This is a genomic window from Pseudoxanthomonas daejeonensis (assembly GCF_022637495.1).
GTDB lineage: Bacteria > Pseudomonadota > Gammaproteobacteria > Xanthomonadales > Xanthomonadaceae > Pseudoxanthomonas > Pseudoxanthomonas daejeonensis.
The window spans coordinates 1,393,229-1,412,727 of the sequence record NZ_CP093331.1 but is presented as its reverse complement, the minus strand read 5'-3'; the positions used below and the strand labels follow the sequence as shown (position 1 = coordinate 1,412,727).

Here is a 19,499-nt window from a genome sequence, read left to right as displayed (position 1 = left end):
TCATGCCGGCAGCAGGGCCCGCAGGCGCAGGCCGCCCTCGGCGGTGCGCCCGACCTCGAGGGTGCCGTCCAGGGCAGCAAGCCGCTCGCGCATGCCGGCCATGCCGTTGCCCTCGCGGATCTGCGCGCCGCACTGGCCGTCGTCGTGGATGTCGATGCGCAAACGCTGGTCCTCTGTTTCGATCCGCAGCCATACCCGGTCCGCACCGGCGTGCCGCGCTGTGTTGGTCAGGGCCTCCTGCGCCAGCCGCAGCACGGTTTCGGCCACGGCTGGATCGGTGACCCGGACTCCGGGTGCGATTGTGAGTTGCAGCGCCGGGCGCGGGAAGGGGGCGGCGAGCGCGCGCAGGGCGGTGGCCAGGTCCAGGCCGCGGTCATCGCGCAGCGACTGCACGACCTGGCGGATGTCGGCCAGCAGCTCGCCGGACAGGGATTCGGCGATGCGCAGCTCCTCGCGCCCGCCCAGCACCGGATCGGCGGCCAGCACGCGCAGGTTCAGGCGCATGGCGGTGAGCTTGTGCCCGGCGACGTCGTGCAGCTCGCGGGCCACGCGCAGGCGTTCGGCATCGCGCGCGCTGTCGGCGAGCAGGGCCCGGGTGGCCAGCAGGTCGGCGTTGACCCGGGCCAGCGCGTCGCGCGACCCCTCGGCCGAGCGGGCGTAGTGCACGCAGATGGCCGCAAGCCCCTGGAAGCCCATGTTGATCAGCACCATCGACAGCGGCGAGTCGAAGCCGGATCGACGCACCAGCAGGTAGAAGCCCGCATTGGCCAGCAGTCCGGCGGCGATGGCCGCGCGTAGCGGCCATATCGCGAACAGGCAGGCGGCCCAGATCACCAGCAGGACCTGGGCGGTGCCGACCTTGCCGGAGAACGCGTTGAGCGCCATCGCGACCAGCGGCATCGCCACCAGGACCAGGTGCTGCGGAATGCGCCGGTGCTCGGGCAGCAGCTGCAGCACCAGGAACAGCACCAGGAAGAAACCCAGCAGCACGGCCGCGGGAAGGCGCTGCGCGGGATCGACGAAGCGCAGCGAATAGCCGACGGTGAGCAGGGTCAGCAGCCCGGCGAGCGGGAGCGGTTGCAGGAGGGTCCGGAGCATCTGGCGCATGCGCGCATGCTCCGGTGGTGGCGCGCGCCTGGCAATGGCCGGCGATCAGGAAGTGACTTCCGGCACCCGGCGTGCGCCGCGCGGGTCAGCCCTCCGGCAGGGCCTGGCGCAGGCGGTCGATGCCATCCCACGGATCCTTGCGCAGCCGCGCGGCTCGCTGCCGCGCCTTGTCCAGGGTGAATTCGCCCGGGCCGGCGACGCGCGACAGCTCCTCCCAGCGCAGGGGCACGGCGACGGTCGCATGCTCGCGTGCACGCAGCGACCAGCTGGCCACGCTGGTCGCGCCGCGGGTGTTGCGCAGCCAGTCCAGGAAGATGCGTCCCTGCCGCTGCGACTTGCGCGCGCTGGCCAGCCACCGGTCCGGTGCGTGGGCTTCCATCGCGCGGGCGAACGCCTCGCAGAAATCGCGCGCCTGCTCCCAGGGCGAGGCCGGCACCAGCGGAACCACCACATGCAGGCCCTTGCCGCCGCTCATGCGCAGGAAGCCTTCCAGTCCCACCTCGCGCAGGCGTGCGCGCACCTCGCGTGCGCCATCGCGCACCTGCTTCCAGGTCACGCCGTCGCCCGGATCCAGGTCGAACACGAGCCGGTCGGCGTGTTCGGGATCGTCCACCGTCGAACCCCAGGGGTGGAACTCCAGCACGTTCATCTGCACCAGTTGCAGCAGGCCCGCGTCGTCGTCGATCCAGACGTAATCTTCCACCCCGCTCTTCTGCCGCAGCGGCAACGCGTGCACCGCCTCGCCGAAACCGGCGCCGTGGTGCTTCTGGAAGAAGCATTCGCCCGCCACGCCGTCCGGGCAGCGCACCAGCGACAGGGGCCGTCGCGCGACGTCGCGCAACAACCAGGGCGCGATGGCCCGATAGTAGGCGGCGACGTCGCCCTTGGTCAGGCCATCGGCGGGAAACACCACCCGCTCGGGGTGGGTGATGGTTACCGCATCCTTCGGCGGCGCCTTCGTCGCATTCCGGGGCGAGGTGCGCGCGGTCCTGGCAGGCGCCTTCGCCGGCCCTTCCGGCGAGGTCTTCGACCGCTTGGGCCTGGCGCCCGCGCGTGTCGAAGCCGATGCGCCCGGTGTGGTGAGATCGGCCATGCGTTTGTCCTCCCGAAGCTTGCGGAAGCTGGCCTGGCGCAGCAGGCCTTCCTTGGCCCAGCCACGAAACGCCACCTCCACCACCAGTTGCGGCCGCACCCACTGCACGTTGCGCACGCTCAGCGGCACGTGCGCGGGCAAGTCCACGCTCGCCGTGTCCGTCGCCAGTGCGCGCATGCGCCGGTACATGTCGCGCAGCGCGGCGTCATCGAGGCCGCTGCCCACACGGCCGACATAGCGCAGGCCGCCGGCCTCGGGCCGGGCCAGCAGCAGCGAGCCGAAATGCGCGCGCGCGCCCTTGGGCTTGGTGTAGCCGACCACCACGAATTCGTCGCCCTGCTCGTGCTTGACCTTGATCCAGTCCTGGCTGCGGCCAGCGGCGTAGCGGGCATCCACGCGCTTGCTGATGATGCCTTCGAAACCGGCCTTGCCGCTGGCGGCAAACACCTCCGCGCCATGTCCCACCACATGGTCGCTGTAGGCGAGGGTGCCGACCTCGTCGCCCAGCAGCTGCTTCAAGAGCTGCTTGCGCTTCAGCAGCGGCGTATCCGCCAGGTCCACGCCGGCCAACCCGGGAAGGTCGAACACGACGTAGCGCAGCGGTTGCCGCGAACTGCCCTCGAGCACGCGCTGGAGCGCGGAGAAATCGCTGCTGCCGCGCGCGTCCAGCACCACCAGCTCGCCGTCCAGGCGCACATCCGATATCGGCAGCGCCGCGACCGCCCGCGCCACCCCGGGCACGCGGTCCGTCCAGTCCAGGTCGTTGCGCGAGCGCAGCTTCACCACGCCATCGACCACCTCGGCGAGCAGGCGGTAACCGTCCCACTTGATCTCGTGCAGCCAGCCGTCACCGGCCGGCGCCGCGCTGCGCAGCGTGCACAGTTCCGGCGCGAAGCCTGGCGGATGCGGGTGATCGCGCGCGCCCGGCAGGGCCAGGGCGCGACGATGCCAGAGGGCGTCCTGCCGTCGCGGCGTCTTGTGCCGCGGCTGGCCGCGCTGCGCGGAGGGCGTGCTGCGCGCCGTCGCCGTGCGGGGTTTCGCCGTGCCGCGTGGCGCGCGGGGCCGGGCCGAAGGCTGGCCGACCAGGTCGTCCGCTTCGGTATCGGCGGCGTGGGCATCGCTTCGCTTGATCAGCAGCCACTGCGGCTGCCGTGCCTGCTTCCCGGTCCGTACCAGTTTCCACGCGCCCTTCAGCTTGCCGCCGTGCAACTCGAAGTCGAGCTTGCCGCTGGCGATCGCCAACAGCGGATCGCCCTCGATCACCCAGGTACCCCGGTCGAACAGGTCGACGTGGCCTGCGCCGTAGTGGCCTTCCGGGATGTCGCCCTGGAACCCCGCATAGTCCAGCGGGTGGTCCTCGACCTGCACGGCAAGGCGCTTCTCGCCGGGGCGCAGCGACGGGCCCTTGGGAACCGCCCAGCTCTTGAGCACGCCATCGGCTTCCAGCCGGAAATCGTAGTGGCGACTGGACGCGTGGTGCAGCTGCACGACGAAGATGGGCCGCCGCGCCGCGCCGCGTCCGCGCGCGCCGCCGCGCGGTTCCGGCGTGGCGGCGAAATCGCGCTTGCGGTCGTAATCGTGCAACGACATCGGCGCTTACCCGGTCTTGCGCCTGGCCGTGGTCTTCCTGGCGGGAGCCTTCTTCGTGGCCGTCTTGCGCGCGGCCTTCTTCGCTGGCGCCTTGGCGGCCTTCGCTGCGGCCTTCGCCGGCGTCGCCGCAGGCTTCCTGGCGGGCGTGCGCTTCTTGGCGTCCAGGCTCTGCTTCAGCAGCGACATGAAGTCGACCACGTTGGTGGCCGCTTCTTCTTCGGGCTCGTCCGTATCTTCGAATTCGGTGGTGTTGCCCTTGCCCTTGATCCGCTTGCGGATGATCGCCTGCAGCCGGTCGCGGAATTCGTCCTTGTAGTCGTCCGGTACCCACTTGCCGCTCATCGAGTCGATCAGTTGCTCGGCCATCTGAAGTTCCTTCGGGCTCAGCCGGTAGTCGGATGCCTTGCCGGCCGGCAGCGGATAGTCGGCGGGGTCGACCAGTTCCTGCGGATAGCGCAGCAGCATCAGCACCAGCGCATCGCCCTGCGGCAGCACGGCAGCCAGGTATTCGCGGGTGCGGATCACCACCCGGGCGATGCCCACGCGCTTGCTGTTGCGCAGGGTCTCGCGCAGCAACACGTAGCCCTTTTCGGCCTTCTTCGCCGGAACAAGTACGTAGGGCTTCTCGTAGTAGCGCGGGTCGATGTCCGCCGCATCGATGAAGGTCTCGACCTCCACCGTCTCGTGGCTCTCCGGCGCGGCCGCCTTGATGTCCGCCTCTTCCAGCACGACGTAGCTGCCCTTGTCGTACTCGTAGGCCTTGACGATCTCCTTCCACGGAACCTCTTCGCCGGTCTCGGCGTTGACCCGCTCGTAGCGGACCGGCTTGCGGTCGCGCGAGTCGAGCATGCGGAAGTGCAGGTCCGTCCTGCGCTCGCCCGACATCAGCGAGACCGGCACGTTGAGCAGGCCGAAGGACAGGGTGCCGGTCCAGATCGGTCGGGCCATGGCGGGTTCTCGCGTCGCGACGGGAGCGCAGCGTTTCACGCCCGGTGTCAGGCGATCGTGATGGCGGAACAGCGCCTCACGATGGCATCACCACCGGATCACGCGCCCTTTCCGCGGCCGGCGCGAGCATGGCCGCTTCAACCGGCGAGGCATCGGCCATGGCCACGCGAGACCGCAAGGATCCCCCCGAGCCGGGCTGCACCCCGGCCGAGGAAACCGAACTGCAGCGCAAGGTGCGCAAGCAGCACGAGAGCCGCAACCAGGACGAGGCGCTGGAAGAGACGTTCCCGGCCAGCGACCCGGTGTCGCCCTTCGTGCCGGCCAAGCTGCCCGATCCGAAGTAGGCGGGCAGGAGCAAAAAAAACCCGGCCGGAGCCGGGTTCCGGGGCGGCGACGGCGCGCGTCAGCCGCGGCTGACCGCGGCCACCGCCTTGGCCACGTATTCCAGGTTGCCCTGGTTAAGCGCGGCCACGCAGATGCGGCCGGTGCCCACCGCGTAGATGCCGAACTCGTCGCGCAGCCGGTCGACCTGGGCCTTGCTCAGGCCCGAGTACGAGAACATGCCGGCCTGACGGCGGATGAATTCGAACTCCGGATGGCCAAGCGCGGCCAGGTTCTGGACCAGTCCATCGCGCAGGGCGTGGATGCGCTCGCGCATGCCGGTCAGTTCCGCTTCCCACACCGCACGCAGTTCCGGACTGGTCAGCACGCCGGCCACCAGCGAGGCGCCGTGCGCCGACGGGCTGGAGTAGATGGTGCGGATGATGCGCTTGATCTGCGACTGCACGGCCTTGGCCTCGTCGGCGGTCGGCGCGACGATCGACAGCGCGCCCACGCGCTCGCCGTACAGCGAGAACGACTTGGAATAGGAGCTGGCGACGACGAAGCTGTCGATGCCGGCGTCGACCAGGATCCCGATCGCGGCGGCGTCCTCGGCGATGCCCTTGTCGAAGCCCTGGTAGGCCATGTCGACGAACGGGAACAGCTGCCGTTCCTTGAGCAGCGCGGCGACCTGCTTCCATTGCGCCACGCTCAGGTCGGCGCCGGTGGGGTTGTGGCAGCACGCGTGCAGTAGAACAGTCGTGCCCGGCTGCAGCTTGCCCAGGTCGGCGAGCATGCCGGCGAAATCCAGGCCGTGGCTGGCCGCGTCGAAGTAGGTGTAGTCCACCACCTCGAAGCCGGCCGCGCCGAACACCGCGCGGTGGTTCTCCCAGCTCGGGTTGCTCAGCGCCACGGTGGCGTGCGGCAGCAGCTTGCGCAGCAGCTCGGCGCCCACGCGCAGCGCGCCGCTGCCGCCCACGGTCTGGGTGGTGGCCACGCGGCCCGCCGCCAGCAGGGGCGAATCCTTGCCGAACAGGAGCTCCCGCGTGGCCTGGGTGTACGCCGGCAGGCCGTCGATCGGCAGGTAACCGCGCGGGCGGGCGGCGGCGGCGAGCGACTGCTCGACCTGCTGCACCGCCTTGAGCAGCGGGATGCGCCCCTGCTCGTCGTAGTAGATGCCAACGCCCAGGTTGACCTTGGTGGTGCGGGAGTCGGCGTTGTAGGCCTCGGTCAGGCCCAGGATCGGATCGCCCGGTACCAGTTCGACGTTCGAGAAGAAGGACACGGCTTGGCTCTGTTTTCGTTAGGGGAGGCATGTCGGCGCCCGCGTGATGCAGGGCGGAAAGGGGCGCGAACCGCACGCGCAATGCTATCAGGCCACCGTCGCGGCCTCGACCGTTTCCCCTGTGACGAGCCCCATGGCCACCGGGCGTGCGTCAGAACCGGTAGATCGCGCCCAGGCGCAGGCCGCTGTTGCGCAGTTCCAGGTGGCCGGTGAACGCGTCGCGATCGGTGCGCGCGTTGATGTTGCTCAGGGTGTAGTCCAGCAGCACGCCGATCCGATCCCACGGGAACCACTCCAGGCCAGTTCGCACGTAGGTGACGTCGCCGTCGATCCCGTTGATCTCGGTGGAGAACCAGCCGGCATCGGCGACGATCCGCCAGTCTTCGGCCGGGGTCCAGCGCCAGGCGGCGCCGAGCGTCGGCGCGGGCAGGTCGGCACTGATGGCATCCTCGAGTCCACCGCTGCCGACCGGCCGGCCGTTGACGTCCGCTTCCAGTTCGATGCCCAGCTCGATCCGGTACCAGGTCAGGCCCACGCGCGGACCCAACGCCCACTTCTCCTCCGAGAAGCCCCACCAGGTGTAGTAGGCCTCGACCGCGTCCACGTTGTAGTGCCCGCGCACGGTGGCGGAGGCCTGGTAGAGGTGGTCCTCGAACACGATGTCGCGCTCCAGGCGCTTCTCGCTGTCCACGCCGTTCTGGAAATACAGCAGGCCGACCTCGTGCCGCTCGAACGGGCGCCAGGTCGCGCCGAGGAAGCCGATCGTGTCGTCCTTGTCCAGGCCGAGGTCCCGCGACAGGTCGATGGGGGTGCCGTCGAAGGACGCGCCGTCGGCGCGCACGCGGGTGTCGAAGCGGGTGACGTAGCCGCCGATGCTGACGCTGAAGGTGTCCAGCGGTTCGACGGCGGCGGCGGCGCCTGGCAACAGCGAAAATGCGGCCAGCAGCATGCACTTGGTGCGACGCGACGCGTATGGCATGGGATCCCCAGGTCCGTGGCGGGACCGCGGAGCCGCGATGATGGCGCGGTTGATCCGCGGAGCAGCTTGCGCGCCGACTATACCTGCGATCGTGCGCGCCCGAGCCGGCGTGGTGGCGGTGCCGGGCTCATGGCTGCCATTCGATGCCCAGCAGCAGGCTGCGACCGGCGCCGGGTTCGTAGAAGCGGCCGTTGGCTTCGTTGACGATCACCGACCCGATGTAGTGCCGGTCCAGCAGGTTGTCGATGCGCGCGAAGCCGCGCAGGCGGCCGCGTCCCGGCGTCCAGGTGCGCGCCGCTTCAACGTGCAGCAATCCATAACCGGGTGACGATTCGGTGCCGCGATCATCGACCGGCACCGCGCCGACCGCGGAAGTCTCCAGCGCCGCTTCCCACGCTGCGTCCTGCCATTGAAGGCGGACCTGGCCGAAGCGCTGCGGAACGCCGGGAATGCCGGTGCCGGCGGCGACCATCGCGTTCGGCGTGGCGCAGGTGCCGGCACAGACCGGGAATGCGTCGCGGAAGTGCGCGTCCAGCCAGGTCGCGGCCACCTGCAGCGACCACGCGTCCGCCAACGGCAGGCGCGCGGAGAGCTCGCCGCCCTGCCGACGCGCACGGCCGACGTTGCGATAGCTGCTGCGCCCGCCGCTGTTGCGCGCGACCGCCAGTTCGTCTTCGGTGTCGGCGCGGAACAGTGCCGCTTCCAGCGCCGCGCCGGTGGCCTTGCGCCACTTCATGCCGAACTCGAGGTTGCGGCTGACTGCGGGGCGCAGGTCGAATGCCAGCCCGGCGCCGCCATCGGCGCGGTAGGCCAGCTCGTTGAAGGTCGGGGTCTCGAAGCCGCGCCCGGCCGATGCGTACAGCCGCAGGTCTTCGTGCACCGCGAAGGCCAGGCCGGCCACCGGCGTGGTCTGCGCGTACTCCACCCCGCCGCTGTCATCGGGGTTGCCTGCATTGACGTAGTGGTCCGTAGAACGGAACCGCACCGTGCCGTGGCGCGCACCGGCCTGGAGCGACCAGCGTGGGGCGAACTCCCACCACGCCTGCGCGTACTGGTCGAAGCTGTCGACCACATCGCGCTGGTCACGGCGCAGTGCGCCACGCACGCCGGTCGTGGTGGCGCCGCCATCGCGGACGAAGTTCTCGTAGCCGCGCCGCTGCTGGCGCTGGCGGTCGGCGCTGGCGCCAAGGGTGAACTCGAGCGTGCCGGCACCGGCCTGGCCCTGCCAGCTCGCGCGCACGTCCATGCCGCCGTAGGTGCTGTCCAGGTCGACCACGCCGCCGCCACTGAGCGTGCTGGCCTGGGCGGCGACCGGCACTGCCAGGTACTGGACCACATCGCGGGCGCCGCCGTGGCCGGTCACGCGCAGCTGTCCGGTCCGGCCCAGCGGTTGCCGCCAGCTGGCGCCCAGCTGGTCCTGGCCGACCGACTTGCGCGTGTCGAACTGCAATGCGGCCGCGGTGGCCTGGCGGGGGTCGGCCCGTACCTGTGCCCGGTTCAAGCCCAGCGGATCCTGGGCATGCGGTGCGTTGAAATGGTTGCCGACCAGCTCCAGCCGGCCGCCGCCTTCGAAGTCCCGATGCAGCTTCAGGTTGGCCGACTCGCGCCGTGCCGCGCTGTGCTCGCGATAGCCGTCGGTATCGAACGCCGATGCCGCCAGGTGGTAGCCGGTGGCACCGGCAAACCCGCGTACGCGAGCGCTGGCGGACACGGTTCCATAGTGTGCGGCGGTGCCGCGGAAGTCCGCCTGCACCGGGTCGGTACCGTCGGCGCTCCACAGCTGGACCACGCCGCCGGAGGAGTTGCCGTACAGCGCGGAGAACGGCCCGCGCATCACCTCGACCCGGTCGCCGGCGGCCAGGGCGAAATGCGACAGCTGGCCCTGCCCGTCGGGCATGGTCGCGGGGATCCCGTCGGCATACAGGCGCACGCCGCGCACGCCGAAGGTCGAGCGCGCGCCGAAACCGCGGATCGAAAGCTGGGTGTCCTGCGCGAAGTTCTGGCGGTCGCGCGCCAGCACCCCGGGCACGCCCCCGAGCACTTCGGACAGGTTGACCTGCGCCCGCTTCGAATCCACCAGATCGATCGCGTCGAGCGAGGCGGGCAGTTCGAAGGCCGGTGCCGAGTCGATCCTGGCGGTCACCATCACCCGGGGCAACGGCGTGGCGCCATCGGCGGCGCAGGCGAGTGCAGGGACGGCGGCAAGGAGCGCGCAGGCGGCGTTGCGCCGGATCCGGGGAGTCATGGCCTGCAGTGTAAGCGGGGCGGACGTGAGCCGATGTCCACGCACGCGTGTCCTGCATCACCTCGACGCGAAGTCGACCGCTCAGAACCAATCACCATCATTCCAATCGGCCATGTGCACCTTCCGAACGGTTGCCATGGAAAGTGCGTCGGATAACCCGCGCTTTACCTGTCCCGGCGAGGACGCAGGTCTACTGCGTCCTCGCAACGGCAGGAGGGCGCGGACATGCGGATCACGATCATCGGTGCAGGTTTCAGCGGCAGCGTGCTGGCCACCGAACTGGCGCGCTGCGCACCTTCCGGCGTGGACCTGTGCCTGGTCGGTACGCCCGACGGCTACGGACGCGGCGTGGCCTACGGCGAGGCCCGGCCGGAGCACCTGCTCAACGTGCGCGCGCGCGAACTGGGCGCGACCCAGGACCAGCCGGCCGAGTTCGCGCGCTGGCTCAACCTGACCCGGCGCGCGGAGGAGAGCTTCCTGCCGCGGCTGGTCTATGGCGAATACCTGTACTCGCGCCTGCAGTCGGCCGCGCAGGTCTCGCTGGCCGGCTTCAACCAGGTCGCCCGGGAAGCGGTGGCGATCGACCGCGAAGGCGAGGCGTTCCGGGTGACGCTGGCCGACGGTTCGGACTTCCTCACCGACAAGGTGGTGCTGGCGGTGGGCACGCTGCCGCCGCAGCGGCTGCAGGGCGTGGGGCCGCGCCTGCTCGTCGACCCCGGGTACGTGGCCTGGCCGTGGCAGCGCAACCTGCGCGGCGAGGATGCGCTGGCACGCGTGCCCAACGATGCGCGCGTGCTGATCATCGGCACCGGCCTGACCATGGCCGACACCGTGGTCACCCTGCTGCGTCGCGGACACCAGGGCCCGATCACCGCGTTGTCGCGCCACGGCCTGCTGCCGCATCCGCACCTGCCCGAACCGGGGCCGGCGATCGCGTTGCCGCCGACCGTCCTGCATGCGCTCAACAGCGCCGATGTCGCCCTCCTGCTGCGCGCGCTGCGCAGCCTCGCGCCGATCGTGCCGGACTGGCGTGGCCTGGTGGATGCATTGCGTCCCTACCTGCAGGGCTACTGGAAGACGTTGCCCGACGAACAGCGCGGGCGCTTCCTGCGGCACCTGCGCTCCTACTGGGAGATCGTCCGCCACCGGATCGCGCCCAGCGTGCATGAAGAGCTGCAGGCGCTGCAGGCGCAGGGGCAGCTGCGCATCCGCGCCGGTCGCCTGCTGCGGGCGAGCCGGGGCGAAGCGGCCGTGGAAGTGCTGGTCCGCGACCGGGGCCAGGCGCATGCCAGCGCAGAACAGTACGACGTGCTGGTGCGCGCCACCGGCCTGGACACCGATATCGAGCGCACCAGCCATCCGCTGGTCGGGCAGTTGCGCGACGCCGGCACGATCAGCGCCGATCCGCTCGGCCTGGGCCTGCGCGCGACCGCCCAGTTCGAGGCGCTGGACCGGCACGGTGCGCCGGTGCGCGGCCTCTACTGCATCGGCCCGCTGCTGCGCGGCCAGTTGTGGGAGATCACCGCGGTGCCGGAACTGCGCGTGGCGGCGCGGCAGCTGGCACAGCAGCTGCTCAGGAATGGCGTGGCGGCGAAAGCGGGCCAACCGCGGGCGCGCGAGCCGGCGCTGCGAGTGGCGGGCGCCGGCGGCTAGGCCGCCGAGGCGCCAGCTCTTCCCGTAGGAGCGGGCATGACCGCGACACCGACACAGCCAAAACCACCGGCCGTCGTTCCTGCGTGCAGGCCATGCCAGCAGGAACCACGCATCGCATCTGGTGGCCGCCTCGGTGTCGCGGTCATGCCCGCTCCTACGACAGCCGCGAGGGGCAGCGGGAACGGGGCGGCAGGCGGCGGGACAGTTGCGAAGGGACGGCGTCAGGATCAGTCGCGACGGGACGAGGATGGCTCGCCAGGCGTCCCGTCCCCGGTCACACGTCCCCGTCGCTGGACCAGCCCTCGCCGCTGCCGCGCTGGTACACGAGATCGGCTTCGTGGATGCCGCCGGCCGGAAGGGTGTCCTGCGCCGCCAGTCGTGCGTAGATCGGGGTGAAGTCCGGTGCGGTCGCGTCCATCAGCTGCTCGAAGCTGTCGATCACGAAGTAGGTCTTCTGGAAGGTGTCGATCCGGTAGCGGGTGCGCATGATCCGCTCCAGGTCGAATCCGATCCGGTTCGGTGCGGCCGATTCCAGCGAGTGCAGCGATTCGCCCTTGGACGAGACGATGCCGGCGCCATAGATGCGCAATCCATCGGCCTGGCGGATCAGGCCGAACTCCACCGTGTACCAGTACAGGCGGGTCAGGTTCTGCAGCGCGTCCGGGCCGATCGCGTGCGCCTTCACCCCACCGGCGCCGTACGCCTGCATGTAGTCGGCGAACATCGGGTTCATCAGCAAGGGCACGTGGCCGAACAGGTCGTGGAACAGGTCCGGCTCGGCGATGTAGTCGATCTGCTCGGGACGGCGGATCCACCAGGTCACCGGGAAGCGGCGGTTGGCGAGGTGTTCGAAGAAGTCGAGCTCGGGCAACAGGCCTTCCACGCCGACCAGGGTCCAGCCGGTCGCCGCGCCGAGGACCTCGTTGAGCTGCTCGAAGCGCGGGATCGCATGCGCGTCCATGCCCATCGCGTCCTGCGCCTGGAGGAACTCGTCGCACGCGCGCCCGGCCAGCAGTTCGCGCTGGCGCGAGTACAGGGTCCCCCAGGTGGCGTGGTCATCGGCGCTGTAGTCCAGCCACGGCTGCTCGACCACGGCGGTGGTGTAGACCGGGACGTAACCCTTGTCGGTCTGTTCGCGTTCGACGCGGCGCGGGGAGGCGGCTTCGGACATGGCGGTCGATCCTGCGGTGGAGTCCCAGCCTAGGGGGGAAGCGGCGCAACAGGATTGCAAAGTTGCAGCAATGTTGGCTCTGGATGCAATCTTGTTGCGCGAAAGACATGTTGCGGAGCAACAAATGGCCGATGCACCCACGTTCGACCGCACTGACCTGCGCCTGCTGGCCTTGCTGCAACGCGAAGGGCGCGCCAGCAACGCCGACCTGGCCGCGCAGGTGAACCTGTCGCCCTCGGCCTGCCTGCGCAGGATCCAGCGGCTCGAGGCCACCGGCGTGGTCGCCGGCTACAGCGCGCGGCTGGATCCGCAGGTGCTGGGCCTGGGCCTGCAGGCCTTCGTCCGCGTGCAGCTGGAAAAGCACGGCGCGGCGGGGATCGAACGCTTCATCGCGGCGGTGCAGGACTGGGACGAAGTGGTGGCCTGCCACGCGCTCACCGGCGACATGGACTACCTGCTGCAGGTCTACGTGCGCGACCTCGAGCACTTCTCGCGCTTCCTGCTGGACCGGTTGCTCAACGCCTCCGGCGTGGCCGACGTGAACTCCAGCTTCGTGCTGCGCACGGTGAAGGGTTTCAGCGGATTGCCGTTGCCGGGTTGAGGGACGCGATCCGGCCCTCGCTGTCCTGGCCGGGCCTTGTGTCCGCGCGCGGATGCGATGCGCGTTGGTCACACCAACCGTGAAGGGGCGAGCCACGATGAAGCGCATGACCGTCTTGGCCGGCGCACTGGCGTCCATGCTGCTGGCGTCCATGGCCCAGGCTGCGACACCGGCGCAATCGCAGGCGCAGGTGACCGCGCAGACGATCGAATCCACGCCGCCGGTGCCCTACGACGCAGGCGTCTACCGCCTGCTGGTTCCGGCCGAATCCCAGGACGGTCGCTTCGCGGTGATCGAACTGGTCGAGGGTCCGGGCTACCAGACTCCCTGGCACCGGCACGACGCGATGGAGGAGCGTTACTACGTCGCCGAAGGCACGCTCACCCTGAGCAGCGCGGAAGGCACGCGCGATTATCCGGCCGGCTCCTACGTCACCATCCCGCCCGGTGCCGCGCATGCGCAGGGCAATCGCACCGCGCAGCCGGTGCGGTTGCTGCTCACCATCACGCCGGGTGGCTTCGAACAGTTCTTCATCGACCGCGCCGAGCTGCACAAGACGGTCCAGCGCGGCGACCCCGCCTTCCAGGACGAAATGGTCAAGCTGGCGATGCGCCATGGACGCTGGCTGCAGCCGGCCGAAGCGCCATCGGATGCGGCGACGCCGTGACAGCTCCGACATGGCGATAAGATCGCGGGAACACCATCCCGTGGAGGCGACCATGCGCAAGGTGATCGGCACCGGACTGCTGCTGTGGGTTGCACTGCCCGCGCTGGCCCATGATCCGGACAGCCACGAGCGCGAGATCCTCCAGGCCAGCGAACTGGTGCCGTGGTGCCGGCAGGAGGCCGAAGCCCGCTACACCGCCCGCGGCGAGACCACCTACCAGTGGAGCGCGTCATACAGCGATCGCGGCAACACGCTTTCGGTCGAGGGCCGCCTGCGCGTGGAAGGCCGCGACGTGAAGGTGGAGTGCCGGATCGCCCGTGGCGCCCGCGAGCGCCACGCGTCGATCTCGGTCGCCGATCCGAAGGGCTGACGGGTGCGCCGCATGCACAAGCGAGGGCAATCGATGGATGCGACTCCAACTATGTTCGCCCGGTCCCGGGTGAAGCCGTGGGTTGCCGGCGCCATGCTGGTAGCCGGGGTGCTCGCGGGCGGATGTGGCACGCCGCCCGTGGCGCCCGCGCCGCCGGCCGCGACCGAGGCGCCACGACCCATCGGCGGTGATCGCGACGGGCACGGCTGTCTTCCTGCCGCGGGCTACCGCTGGTGCGGGCATACCGCCCGGTGCGAGCGTCCGTGGGAACTGGCGCAGGCGAAGGGTTTCGACAACACCGTCGAGGGCTTCGATCGCTACTGCGCCTTGCCATCGGCCGGATGACCGCCTGTGCCCGACCCGGGCGCCCGCACCAAGCGCACCTGCGGGAGCGTCTGCTGCGACTTCGTCGATGCCGGGCCGGGCTTTCCTGCGCCGCGGCGATCCCCCGTGACAGGTCGCCCGGCTAGAGCGCGCCCTGCAGCGGCTGCGCCAGCGCGGCGGCCTCGGCCGCGCAGTCGCGCCCCGGGGGCAGGCCCTGCACGCGGGCATCGGCCAGCTCCCTCGTCGCTGCGGCTACATCGGCGCGGAAGACCGGATCGGCCTGCAGCCGCGCGAACGTGCCCGAGGCCATGAAGCGCCCCTGCAGCATGTCGCTCTGCCAGTGGACATTGCATACCAGCCGGCTCTCGCCGAAGTTGCGTCCGCGCGCGAGCAGCGCGTCGGTGCGCTCGGGCGCGACCTGCGAGAGCACCAGTGCCCAGGTCCAGCCGATCGCGACGTGCCCGGACGGATAGGAACCATTGCCGCGCAATGCGGCTTCGTCGTCGGGGGTGCAGGTCGGTGCGGCGTTCTCCACGAACGGCCGCGTGCGCTGGTAGCGCTCTTTGGCGGCACGGGTGGAGATCGCCGCATCCATCAGCGTGCGTTGCAGCAGGCGCACGGTCGCCGGCGTGTGCTGGGCGTCGATGCCCACGCCCAGTGCGCAGGTGAACGTGCCGGCGGCGAACGGAAAGTCCAGGTCGGCATCGTGCGTGGCCTGCTGGAAACGCGGCGTGCCGCGCAACGCCAGCGCGGCTTTCATCACGGCATGGTCCTGCGCCAGGGCCGCGCTTCCGGCCGCCGGCGGCGCTGGCACCAGCGCGAGGCTGTCGGGAATCGCGGCGGCGGGCAGGTAGCCGGCAGGGACGCCGGGCCGGATTTCCGGCACCGCTGCCGGTGCGGGCGCCGCCTCCGCTGCGCGCGGTGCAGGAGCACTGGTGCAGCCGGCCAGCAGCAGGGCGCCCAGCAGCGCGGGAAATGCCCGCGCGGTCGCGCGGGGCATCGGGATCGGTGGTTGAAGGCGCTTCATCGCGTGGCCCCGGCAGGTGTGGCGTCCGTCGCAATGGCGGCCGCATCGAGCCCGGCGCGCAGCGCATCGAGCAGTTCGTCGCCGGCATCGTGCCGGTGTTCCCAGTACATCATGCCGCCGAGTCCACGCTCGCGCACGAACTCGGCTTTTGCCGCCAGCGAGTACGGGTCGTCGTAGGTGATGAAATGCCGTGTGTCCGCATTCCACAGGTACGGCGCCTGGGCCTGCGCGTCCCAGTGGCGCACGTAGCCATCGCGGCCGGGCATGCCGCGCAGGTCGCGCCACGGCAGGGCATCGACGTAGTGCCCGTAGCGCTGGTGCACGCCGTTGTGCACCGGCTCGACGTCGGCGAACTCGTGGCCGTAGAAGGCCACGCCGACGTTGAGCTTGCGCGCCGGCACGCCGGCAGCGAGGAACTCGTCCACCGCCCGGATCGTGGTGCGGCTGCCGGGCGGCGCCAGCGCGGAGCGATCGAGCGCGGCGTGGTGGCCGGTGGTCTCGCTGAGGCTGCCATGGAAGTCGTAGGTCATCAGGTTGATCCAGTCGAGCACGGGCGCGATCCGCGCCAGCTCCAGGCCGCGCGCGGCCTCGCCGTCGGCGGCGGCGATCGTGAGCAGGTAGTGGCGGTCCTGTTCGCGCCCGAGCGCGTCGAGTTTCGCGCGCACGTCTTCCAGCATCAGGCTGAAGTTCTCCCTGTCCTGCGGGCGATGGCTGATGCCCGGGCCGGGCAGGGTCGGGTACTCCCAGTCGATGTCGATGCCGTCGAGCCGGTGTTCGAGCATCAGCCGCACCGCGCTGTCGGTGAAGCGCCCGCGCGATGCCGGTGTCAGCGCGGCCTCGGAGAAATGGTCCGCGCCCCAGCCGCCGATCGAGACCAGCACCTTCAGTTGCGGATTCCCGCTTCGCAACGCGGTCAGTCCCGCCAGCGACCGGGAGGTGGTATCGCCGGGCAGGTACACCTCGCCGTGCGCATCGACCAGGGCGAAGGCGAAGTTGATCGCATCGAGTTTGCGCGCGCTGACCTGCGGCAGCGCCGGGCCATCCATCACGTAACCGATCACCTTCAGTCGCGTAACTTCGGGCGACGATCCGGCCCAGGCGCTGGAGGCAGGACACATCGCCGGCCACGTCGCGGCGAGCAGGACCGCGGCCAGAAGGACGGAAGCGCGAGAGAGCCTGGAGGCCATGCCGTTCCGATCACGATTGCAGGCCGGCCACTATAGGCGCTCCCGCCTCCGCGTCCTCAACCTCGCCGCGTGTCGCTGCCGATGGCGAGCGGGTGGCTGCAAATGCAGTGCCGCGAGACAGGATCCGGACATCCTTCCGGACCAGGCGTGGCCGATCGCGTCATGGCGCGTCTGTCTTGCCGGCGCGCGTGGCGCTGGCGTGTCGGTTTCATTCCGGTGGCGGTTGCGGGGGCCGCGGCGGGAAGTTCAGGACCTTGCCCGTTGCCGGATCCTCGCGGCGTTGCCACAGCACCGGCACATGCTCGGCCGGCGGGGGTTCGAGTTCGGTGCGATCGCGCGCCTCGCGCTGTTCTTCCTCGACCTCCCAGCTGTAGCGCTTGCGCGGTGGCATCGGATCGAGGCGACGGAACAGGAAGCCGGACAGCACGCCGGCCAGCGCGCCACCCAGATGCGACTGCCAGGAGATGCCATCGCCATGCGGCAGTACGGCCAGCACCGAGCCGCCATAGAACAGCATCACGATCATGCCCGCGGCGATGGACGGGCGGTCGCGGCGCAACAGACCCAGGGTGACCACCAGGAACATCAGGCCGTGGGTCACGCCGCTGGCGCCGAGGTGGCGGGTGCCGTCTTCGCCGAGCAGCCACGCGCCCAGGCCCGAGCCCAGCCACATCAGGGGCAGTGCACGCGAAGTGGCGCGCGGATAGACGCTGCCGGCCAGCGTGCCCAGGATGAGCAGCGCGGTCGCGTTGGCGGCCAGGTGCGCGACCGAACCATGCAACAAGGGGGCGGTGAGCAGGCCCAGCAATGCAGCCGGATCGCGAGGCGATACCGCCAGCGCGCCGACGGGCAGGCGTGGTTGCAGGACGAACACCAGCAGCAGCAGGCCGATGAAACCCAGGCTGAGGTTGAAGGCGAGCAGGAGCCGGCGACGGTCGCGCTCGGCGGCACTCGACGGCTGGAGCGGGTCGCGGCTCATGTTCACTCCCTTGTTCGAACCAGATCCATGGCGGCCATGCTGCGACGAATCAAGGGCGACGTGCAAAAAAACGGGCGCGGTTCGCACCGCGCCCAAGCTTGCTCACCCTGCTGGGAGAGAGACAGGAGAGAGAGCGTCCCTACTTCACCTCGAACTCCTTCGACTGGACGACCGTGCCGTCGAGGGAGATTTCGACCTTGTAGCGACCGGGCGGGAAACCGTCCGGCTTGCTGATCTGGAAAGCGGTGGTGCCGTCACCGGTGAGGCTCAGGTCGCGGCTGTCCTCATGCACGGTCTGGCCATCCTGGAAGGTCCACTTCGCGCCGAGCCTGCCGGGCACCGTCGCCGCGACATCGCTGGTGCGGGTCGTGACCGAGGCGTAGATGGTGTCCTTCGGTGCGAACGTGGTGGCCGGTGCGGCGACGCGATTGTCGGCGCCGACGCTGTTGCCCAGGTCCAGCGCGGTGACGCTGGCGGTCGGCGCGGCGGCGGGAGCCGGCGTGATCGGCGCAGGCGTGGTCGCGGTCGGCGCGGGGGCTGGCGTGGGTTCGGGCTTCTTGCAGGCCGAAAGAACCAGCGCGGTGGCCAGCGCGGCAGAGAGCGGGTACAGCAGTCGGGTGCGGCTCATGTCGGGGAGGTCCTTGTTGTTCGGGAAGGCCGATCCGTATGAACGGTCCTGGGAGGTCAGGCCTGTGCAGGCGGGATCTTCAGCACCTGGCCCGGCTTGATCCGGTCCGGATCGTCGAGCTGGTCGCGGTTGGCCTCGAAGATCTGCGGCCACGCACTGGCCTTGCCGTAGAACTGCTTGGCGATCTTCGACAATGAATCGCCCTTCTCGACCGTATAGGTCTGGTCCGGCAGATTGACGATCTCCTCGGTCGAGGTGACGCCACCCTGCACGTTGGAGAAATCCGGGCGTTCGGCTTCGGTGCTGCGCGCGCCGCCCTGCACGTTGGAGAAGTCCGGCTTGTTTCCGGTACCCATGCGCGTGGCCCTTGTGGGGAGTTGGGGAAGCGCGGCCACGGTCTCACAGCGCCTGTTAACAAAGCATCTCAGGCTCGTGAAGTCTTTATTGTTTTTCGCCGCTGCGTGCCCGAGTTACTGGCGCAGGTCACGCAATGCAGGCGGGGGCGGCATGCCGACGCTGCCGCGCCAGGGATTGATGTCCAGTCCGCCGCGCCGCGTGTAACGCGCCTCCACCGACAGGCTGGCGGGACGACACCGCTGCAGCACGTCGAGGAAGATGCGCTCCACGCACTGCTCATGGAACTCGGCGTGCTCGCGGAAGCTCACCAGGTAGCGCAGCAGCCCGGTACGATCGATGCGCGGACCGCGATAGCGAAGGTGCACGCTGGCCCAGTCCGGTTGGCCGGTGACCGGGCAGTTGGACTTGAGCAGGTCCGAGCGCAGGTACTCGTCGACGGTGGTTTCGCCATCGGCCGACAGGTAGGCGGCGTCGGGTGGCCCGTAGGCGTCGAAGTCCGCTTCGATCGCATCCAGCGACTGGCCCTCGCCAGCGTCGCGTCCGCCCGCCATCGGCGGCAACCCGAAATCGAAGGCGACGGCCGCGCCGGCACAGGCCGACAGGTCCTCGATGATCCGCGCACGCAGGGCGTCGTCGCTGTCGAAGCGCGCGCCATTGAGCGAATTGAGGTAGAGCTTGAGCGACTTGGATTCGACCAGGTTCGGCGAACTCGCGGGTACCTGCAGGGTCGCGGCGGCCGCGCGCGGCTTGCCGCGCCCGTCAAGCCAGCCCAGCTCGTACGCATGCCAGCGGTCGTGGCCGGCGAACGGCAGCGCTGCGCCGCCGGCCAGGCCGAGTTCGGCGCGCGCGCCGGCGCGCGGGATCGGGAACAGCAGGGTGGGGTCGTACCCGGTCGGGTAGGCGACCTCGCGGCCCAGGCTGGAATCGTGCGGAGTGCTCATGCGTCCATTCTAGTCGCGCATGCCCG

Annotated in this window: 19 protein-coding genes; 6 read left to right on the top strand and 13 right to left on the bottom strand. The window is 70.2% G+C overall.

From position 1 onward, the window contains the following. The 3 genes from MNQ95_RS06415 to ku form a co-directional block, all read right to left on the bottom strand. On the bottom strand, positions 1 to 1,107 hold the full coding sequence (locus MNQ95_RS06415; protein WP_241954157.1) for a sensor histidine kinase: 1,107 nt from the start codon (positions 1,105 to 1,107) through the stop codon (positions 1 to 3). An 85-nt stretch (positions 1,108 to 1,192) separates the two neighbouring features. Then, the gene (ligD, locus tag MNQ95_RS06410) at positions 1,193 to 3,790 is read right to left on the bottom strand and encodes a DNA ligase D (protein WP_241954156.1); all 2,598 of its coding nucleotides are present in this window, start codon (positions 3,788 to 3,790) and stop codon (positions 1,193 to 1,195) included. Between the two features lie 6 nt (positions 3,791 to 3,796). Then, the gene (ku, locus tag MNQ95_RS06405; RefSeq protein WP_241954155.1) at positions 3,797 to 4,738 is read right to left on the bottom strand and encodes a non-homologous end joining protein Ku; all 942 of its coding nucleotides are present in this window, start codon (positions 4,736 to 4,738) and stop codon (positions 3,797 to 3,799) included. A gap of 158 nt (positions 4,739 to 4,896) precedes the next feature. On the opposite strand from ku, the gene MNQ95_RS06400 reads away from it, so the two are divergent. After that, positions 4,897 to 5,082, top strand: a complete 186-nt coding sequence (locus MNQ95_RS06400) for a hypothetical protein (protein WP_162408158.1) — start codon at positions 4,897 to 4,899, stop codon at positions 5,080 to 5,082. A gap of 59 nt (positions 5,083 to 5,141) precedes the next feature. Here the strand turns inward: MNQ95_RS06400 and MNQ95_RS06395 are convergent, their stop codons facing one another. From MNQ95_RS06395 to MNQ95_RS06385, 3 genes are all read right to left on the bottom strand, one after another. Beyond that, positions 5,142 to 6,344 (bottom strand): amino acid aminotransferase, encoded by a 1,203-nt coding sequence (locus tag MNQ95_RS06395; RefSeq protein ID WP_241954154.1) that lies wholly within the window; start codon positions 6,342 to 6,344, stop codon positions 5,142 to 5,144. Positions 6,345 to 6,495: 151 nt separating this feature from the next. Further along, positions 6,496 to 7,293 carry a porin family protein gene (locus MNQ95_RS06390; RefSeq protein WP_241954153.1) on the bottom strand — a complete coding sequence of 266 codons (798 nt, stop codon included), beginning with the start codon at positions 7,291 to 7,293 and terminating at the stop codon, positions 6,496 to 6,498. Positions 7,294 to 7,450: 157 nt separating this feature from the next. Continuing rightward, positions 7,451 to 9,568 (bottom strand): TonB-dependent receptor family protein, encoded by a 2,118-nt coding sequence (locus MNQ95_RS06385; protein ID WP_241954152.1) that lies wholly within the window; start codon positions 9,566 to 9,568, stop codon positions 7,451 to 7,453. Positions 9,569 to 9,793: 225 nt separating this feature from the next. Between MNQ95_RS06385 and MNQ95_RS06380 the strand changes: the two genes are divergently transcribed. Then, the gene (locus MNQ95_RS06380; RefSeq protein WP_241954151.1) at positions 9,794 to 11,221 is read left to right on the top strand and encodes an FAD/NAD(P)-binding protein; all 1,428 of its coding nucleotides are present in this window, start codon (positions 9,794 to 9,796) and stop codon (positions 11,219 to 11,221) included. Between the two features lie 274 nt (positions 11,222 to 11,495). On the opposite strand, the gene phhA is transcribed toward MNQ95_RS06380, so the two are convergent. Further along, a complete protein-coding gene (gene phhA, locus MNQ95_RS06375; protein ID WP_162408153.1) occupies positions 11,496 to 12,392 on the bottom strand; it encodes a phenylalanine 4-monooxygenase in 897 nt (298 codons plus the stop codon). A gap of 124 nt (positions 12,393 to 12,516) precedes the next feature. Between phhA and MNQ95_RS06370 the strand changes: the two genes are divergently transcribed. From MNQ95_RS06370 to MNQ95_RS06355, 4 genes are all read left to right on the top strand, one after another. Next, a complete protein-coding gene (locus MNQ95_RS06370; RefSeq protein ID WP_162408152.1) occupies positions 12,517 to 12,993 on the top strand; it encodes an Lrp/AsnC family transcriptional regulator in 477 nt (158 codons plus the stop codon). Positions 12,994 to 13,099: 106 nt separating this feature from the next. Next, the gene (locus MNQ95_RS06365) at positions 13,100 to 13,660 is read left to right on the top strand and encodes a cupin domain-containing protein (protein ID WP_241954150.1); all 561 of its coding nucleotides are present in this window, start codon (positions 13,100 to 13,102) and stop codon (positions 13,658 to 13,660) included. Positions 13,661 to 13,712: 52 nt separating this feature from the next. Beyond that, positions 13,713 to 14,030 carry a hypothetical protein gene (locus tag MNQ95_RS06360; protein WP_241954149.1) on the top strand — a complete coding sequence of 106 codons (318 nt, stop codon included), beginning with the start codon at positions 13,713 to 13,715 and terminating at the stop codon, positions 14,028 to 14,030. 51 nt (positions 14,031 to 14,081) lie between these two features. After that, positions 14,082 to 14,375 (top strand): hypothetical protein, encoded by a 294-nt coding sequence (locus MNQ95_RS06355; RefSeq protein ID WP_241954148.1) that lies wholly within the window; start codon positions 14,082 to 14,084, stop codon positions 14,373 to 14,375. A 121-nt stretch (positions 14,376 to 14,496) separates the two neighbouring features. Here the strand turns inward: MNQ95_RS06355 and MNQ95_RS06350 are convergent, their stop codons facing one another. From MNQ95_RS06350 to queF, 6 genes are all read right to left on the bottom strand, one after another. Further along, entirely contained in the window at positions 14,497 to 15,354 is an 858-nt protein-coding gene (locus MNQ95_RS06350) for an acid phosphatase (protein ID WP_241954147.1), read from the bottom strand. A 23-nt stretch (positions 15,355 to 15,377) separates the two neighbouring features. Further along, on the bottom strand, positions 15,378 to 16,499 hold the full coding sequence (locus MNQ95_RS06345) for a glycoside hydrolase family 18 protein (protein WP_241954146.1): 1,122 nt from the start codon (positions 16,497 to 16,499) through the stop codon (positions 15,378 to 15,380). Between the two features lie 277 nt (positions 16,500 to 16,776). Then, positions 16,777 to 17,547: a rhomboid family intramembrane serine protease gene (locus MNQ95_RS06340; protein WP_241954145.1), complete on the bottom strand. Its 771-nt coding sequence runs from the start codon at positions 17,545 to 17,547 to the stop codon at positions 16,777 to 16,779. 139 nt (positions 17,548 to 17,686) lie between these two features. Further along, positions 17,687 to 18,175 carry a DUF3244 domain-containing protein gene (locus tag MNQ95_RS06335; RefSeq protein ID WP_241954144.1) on the bottom strand — a complete coding sequence of 163 codons (489 nt, stop codon included), beginning with the start codon at positions 18,173 to 18,175 and terminating at the stop codon, positions 17,687 to 17,689. A 56-nt stretch (positions 18,176 to 18,231) separates the two neighbouring features. Continuing rightward, a complete protein-coding gene (locus tag MNQ95_RS06330) occupies positions 18,232 to 18,531 on the bottom strand; it encodes a LysM peptidoglycan-binding domain-containing protein (protein ID WP_241954143.1) in 300 nt (99 codons plus the stop codon). 114 nt (positions 18,532 to 18,645) lie between these two features. Beyond that, complete coding sequence (gene queF, locus MNQ95_RS06325; protein WP_241954142.1) at positions 18,646 to 19,473, bottom strand: NADPH-dependent 7-cyano-7-deazaguanine reductase QueF; 828 nt, start codon at positions 19,471 to 19,473, stop codon at positions 18,646 to 18,648. Between the last annotated feature and the right edge of the window lie 26 nt (positions 19,474 to 19,499).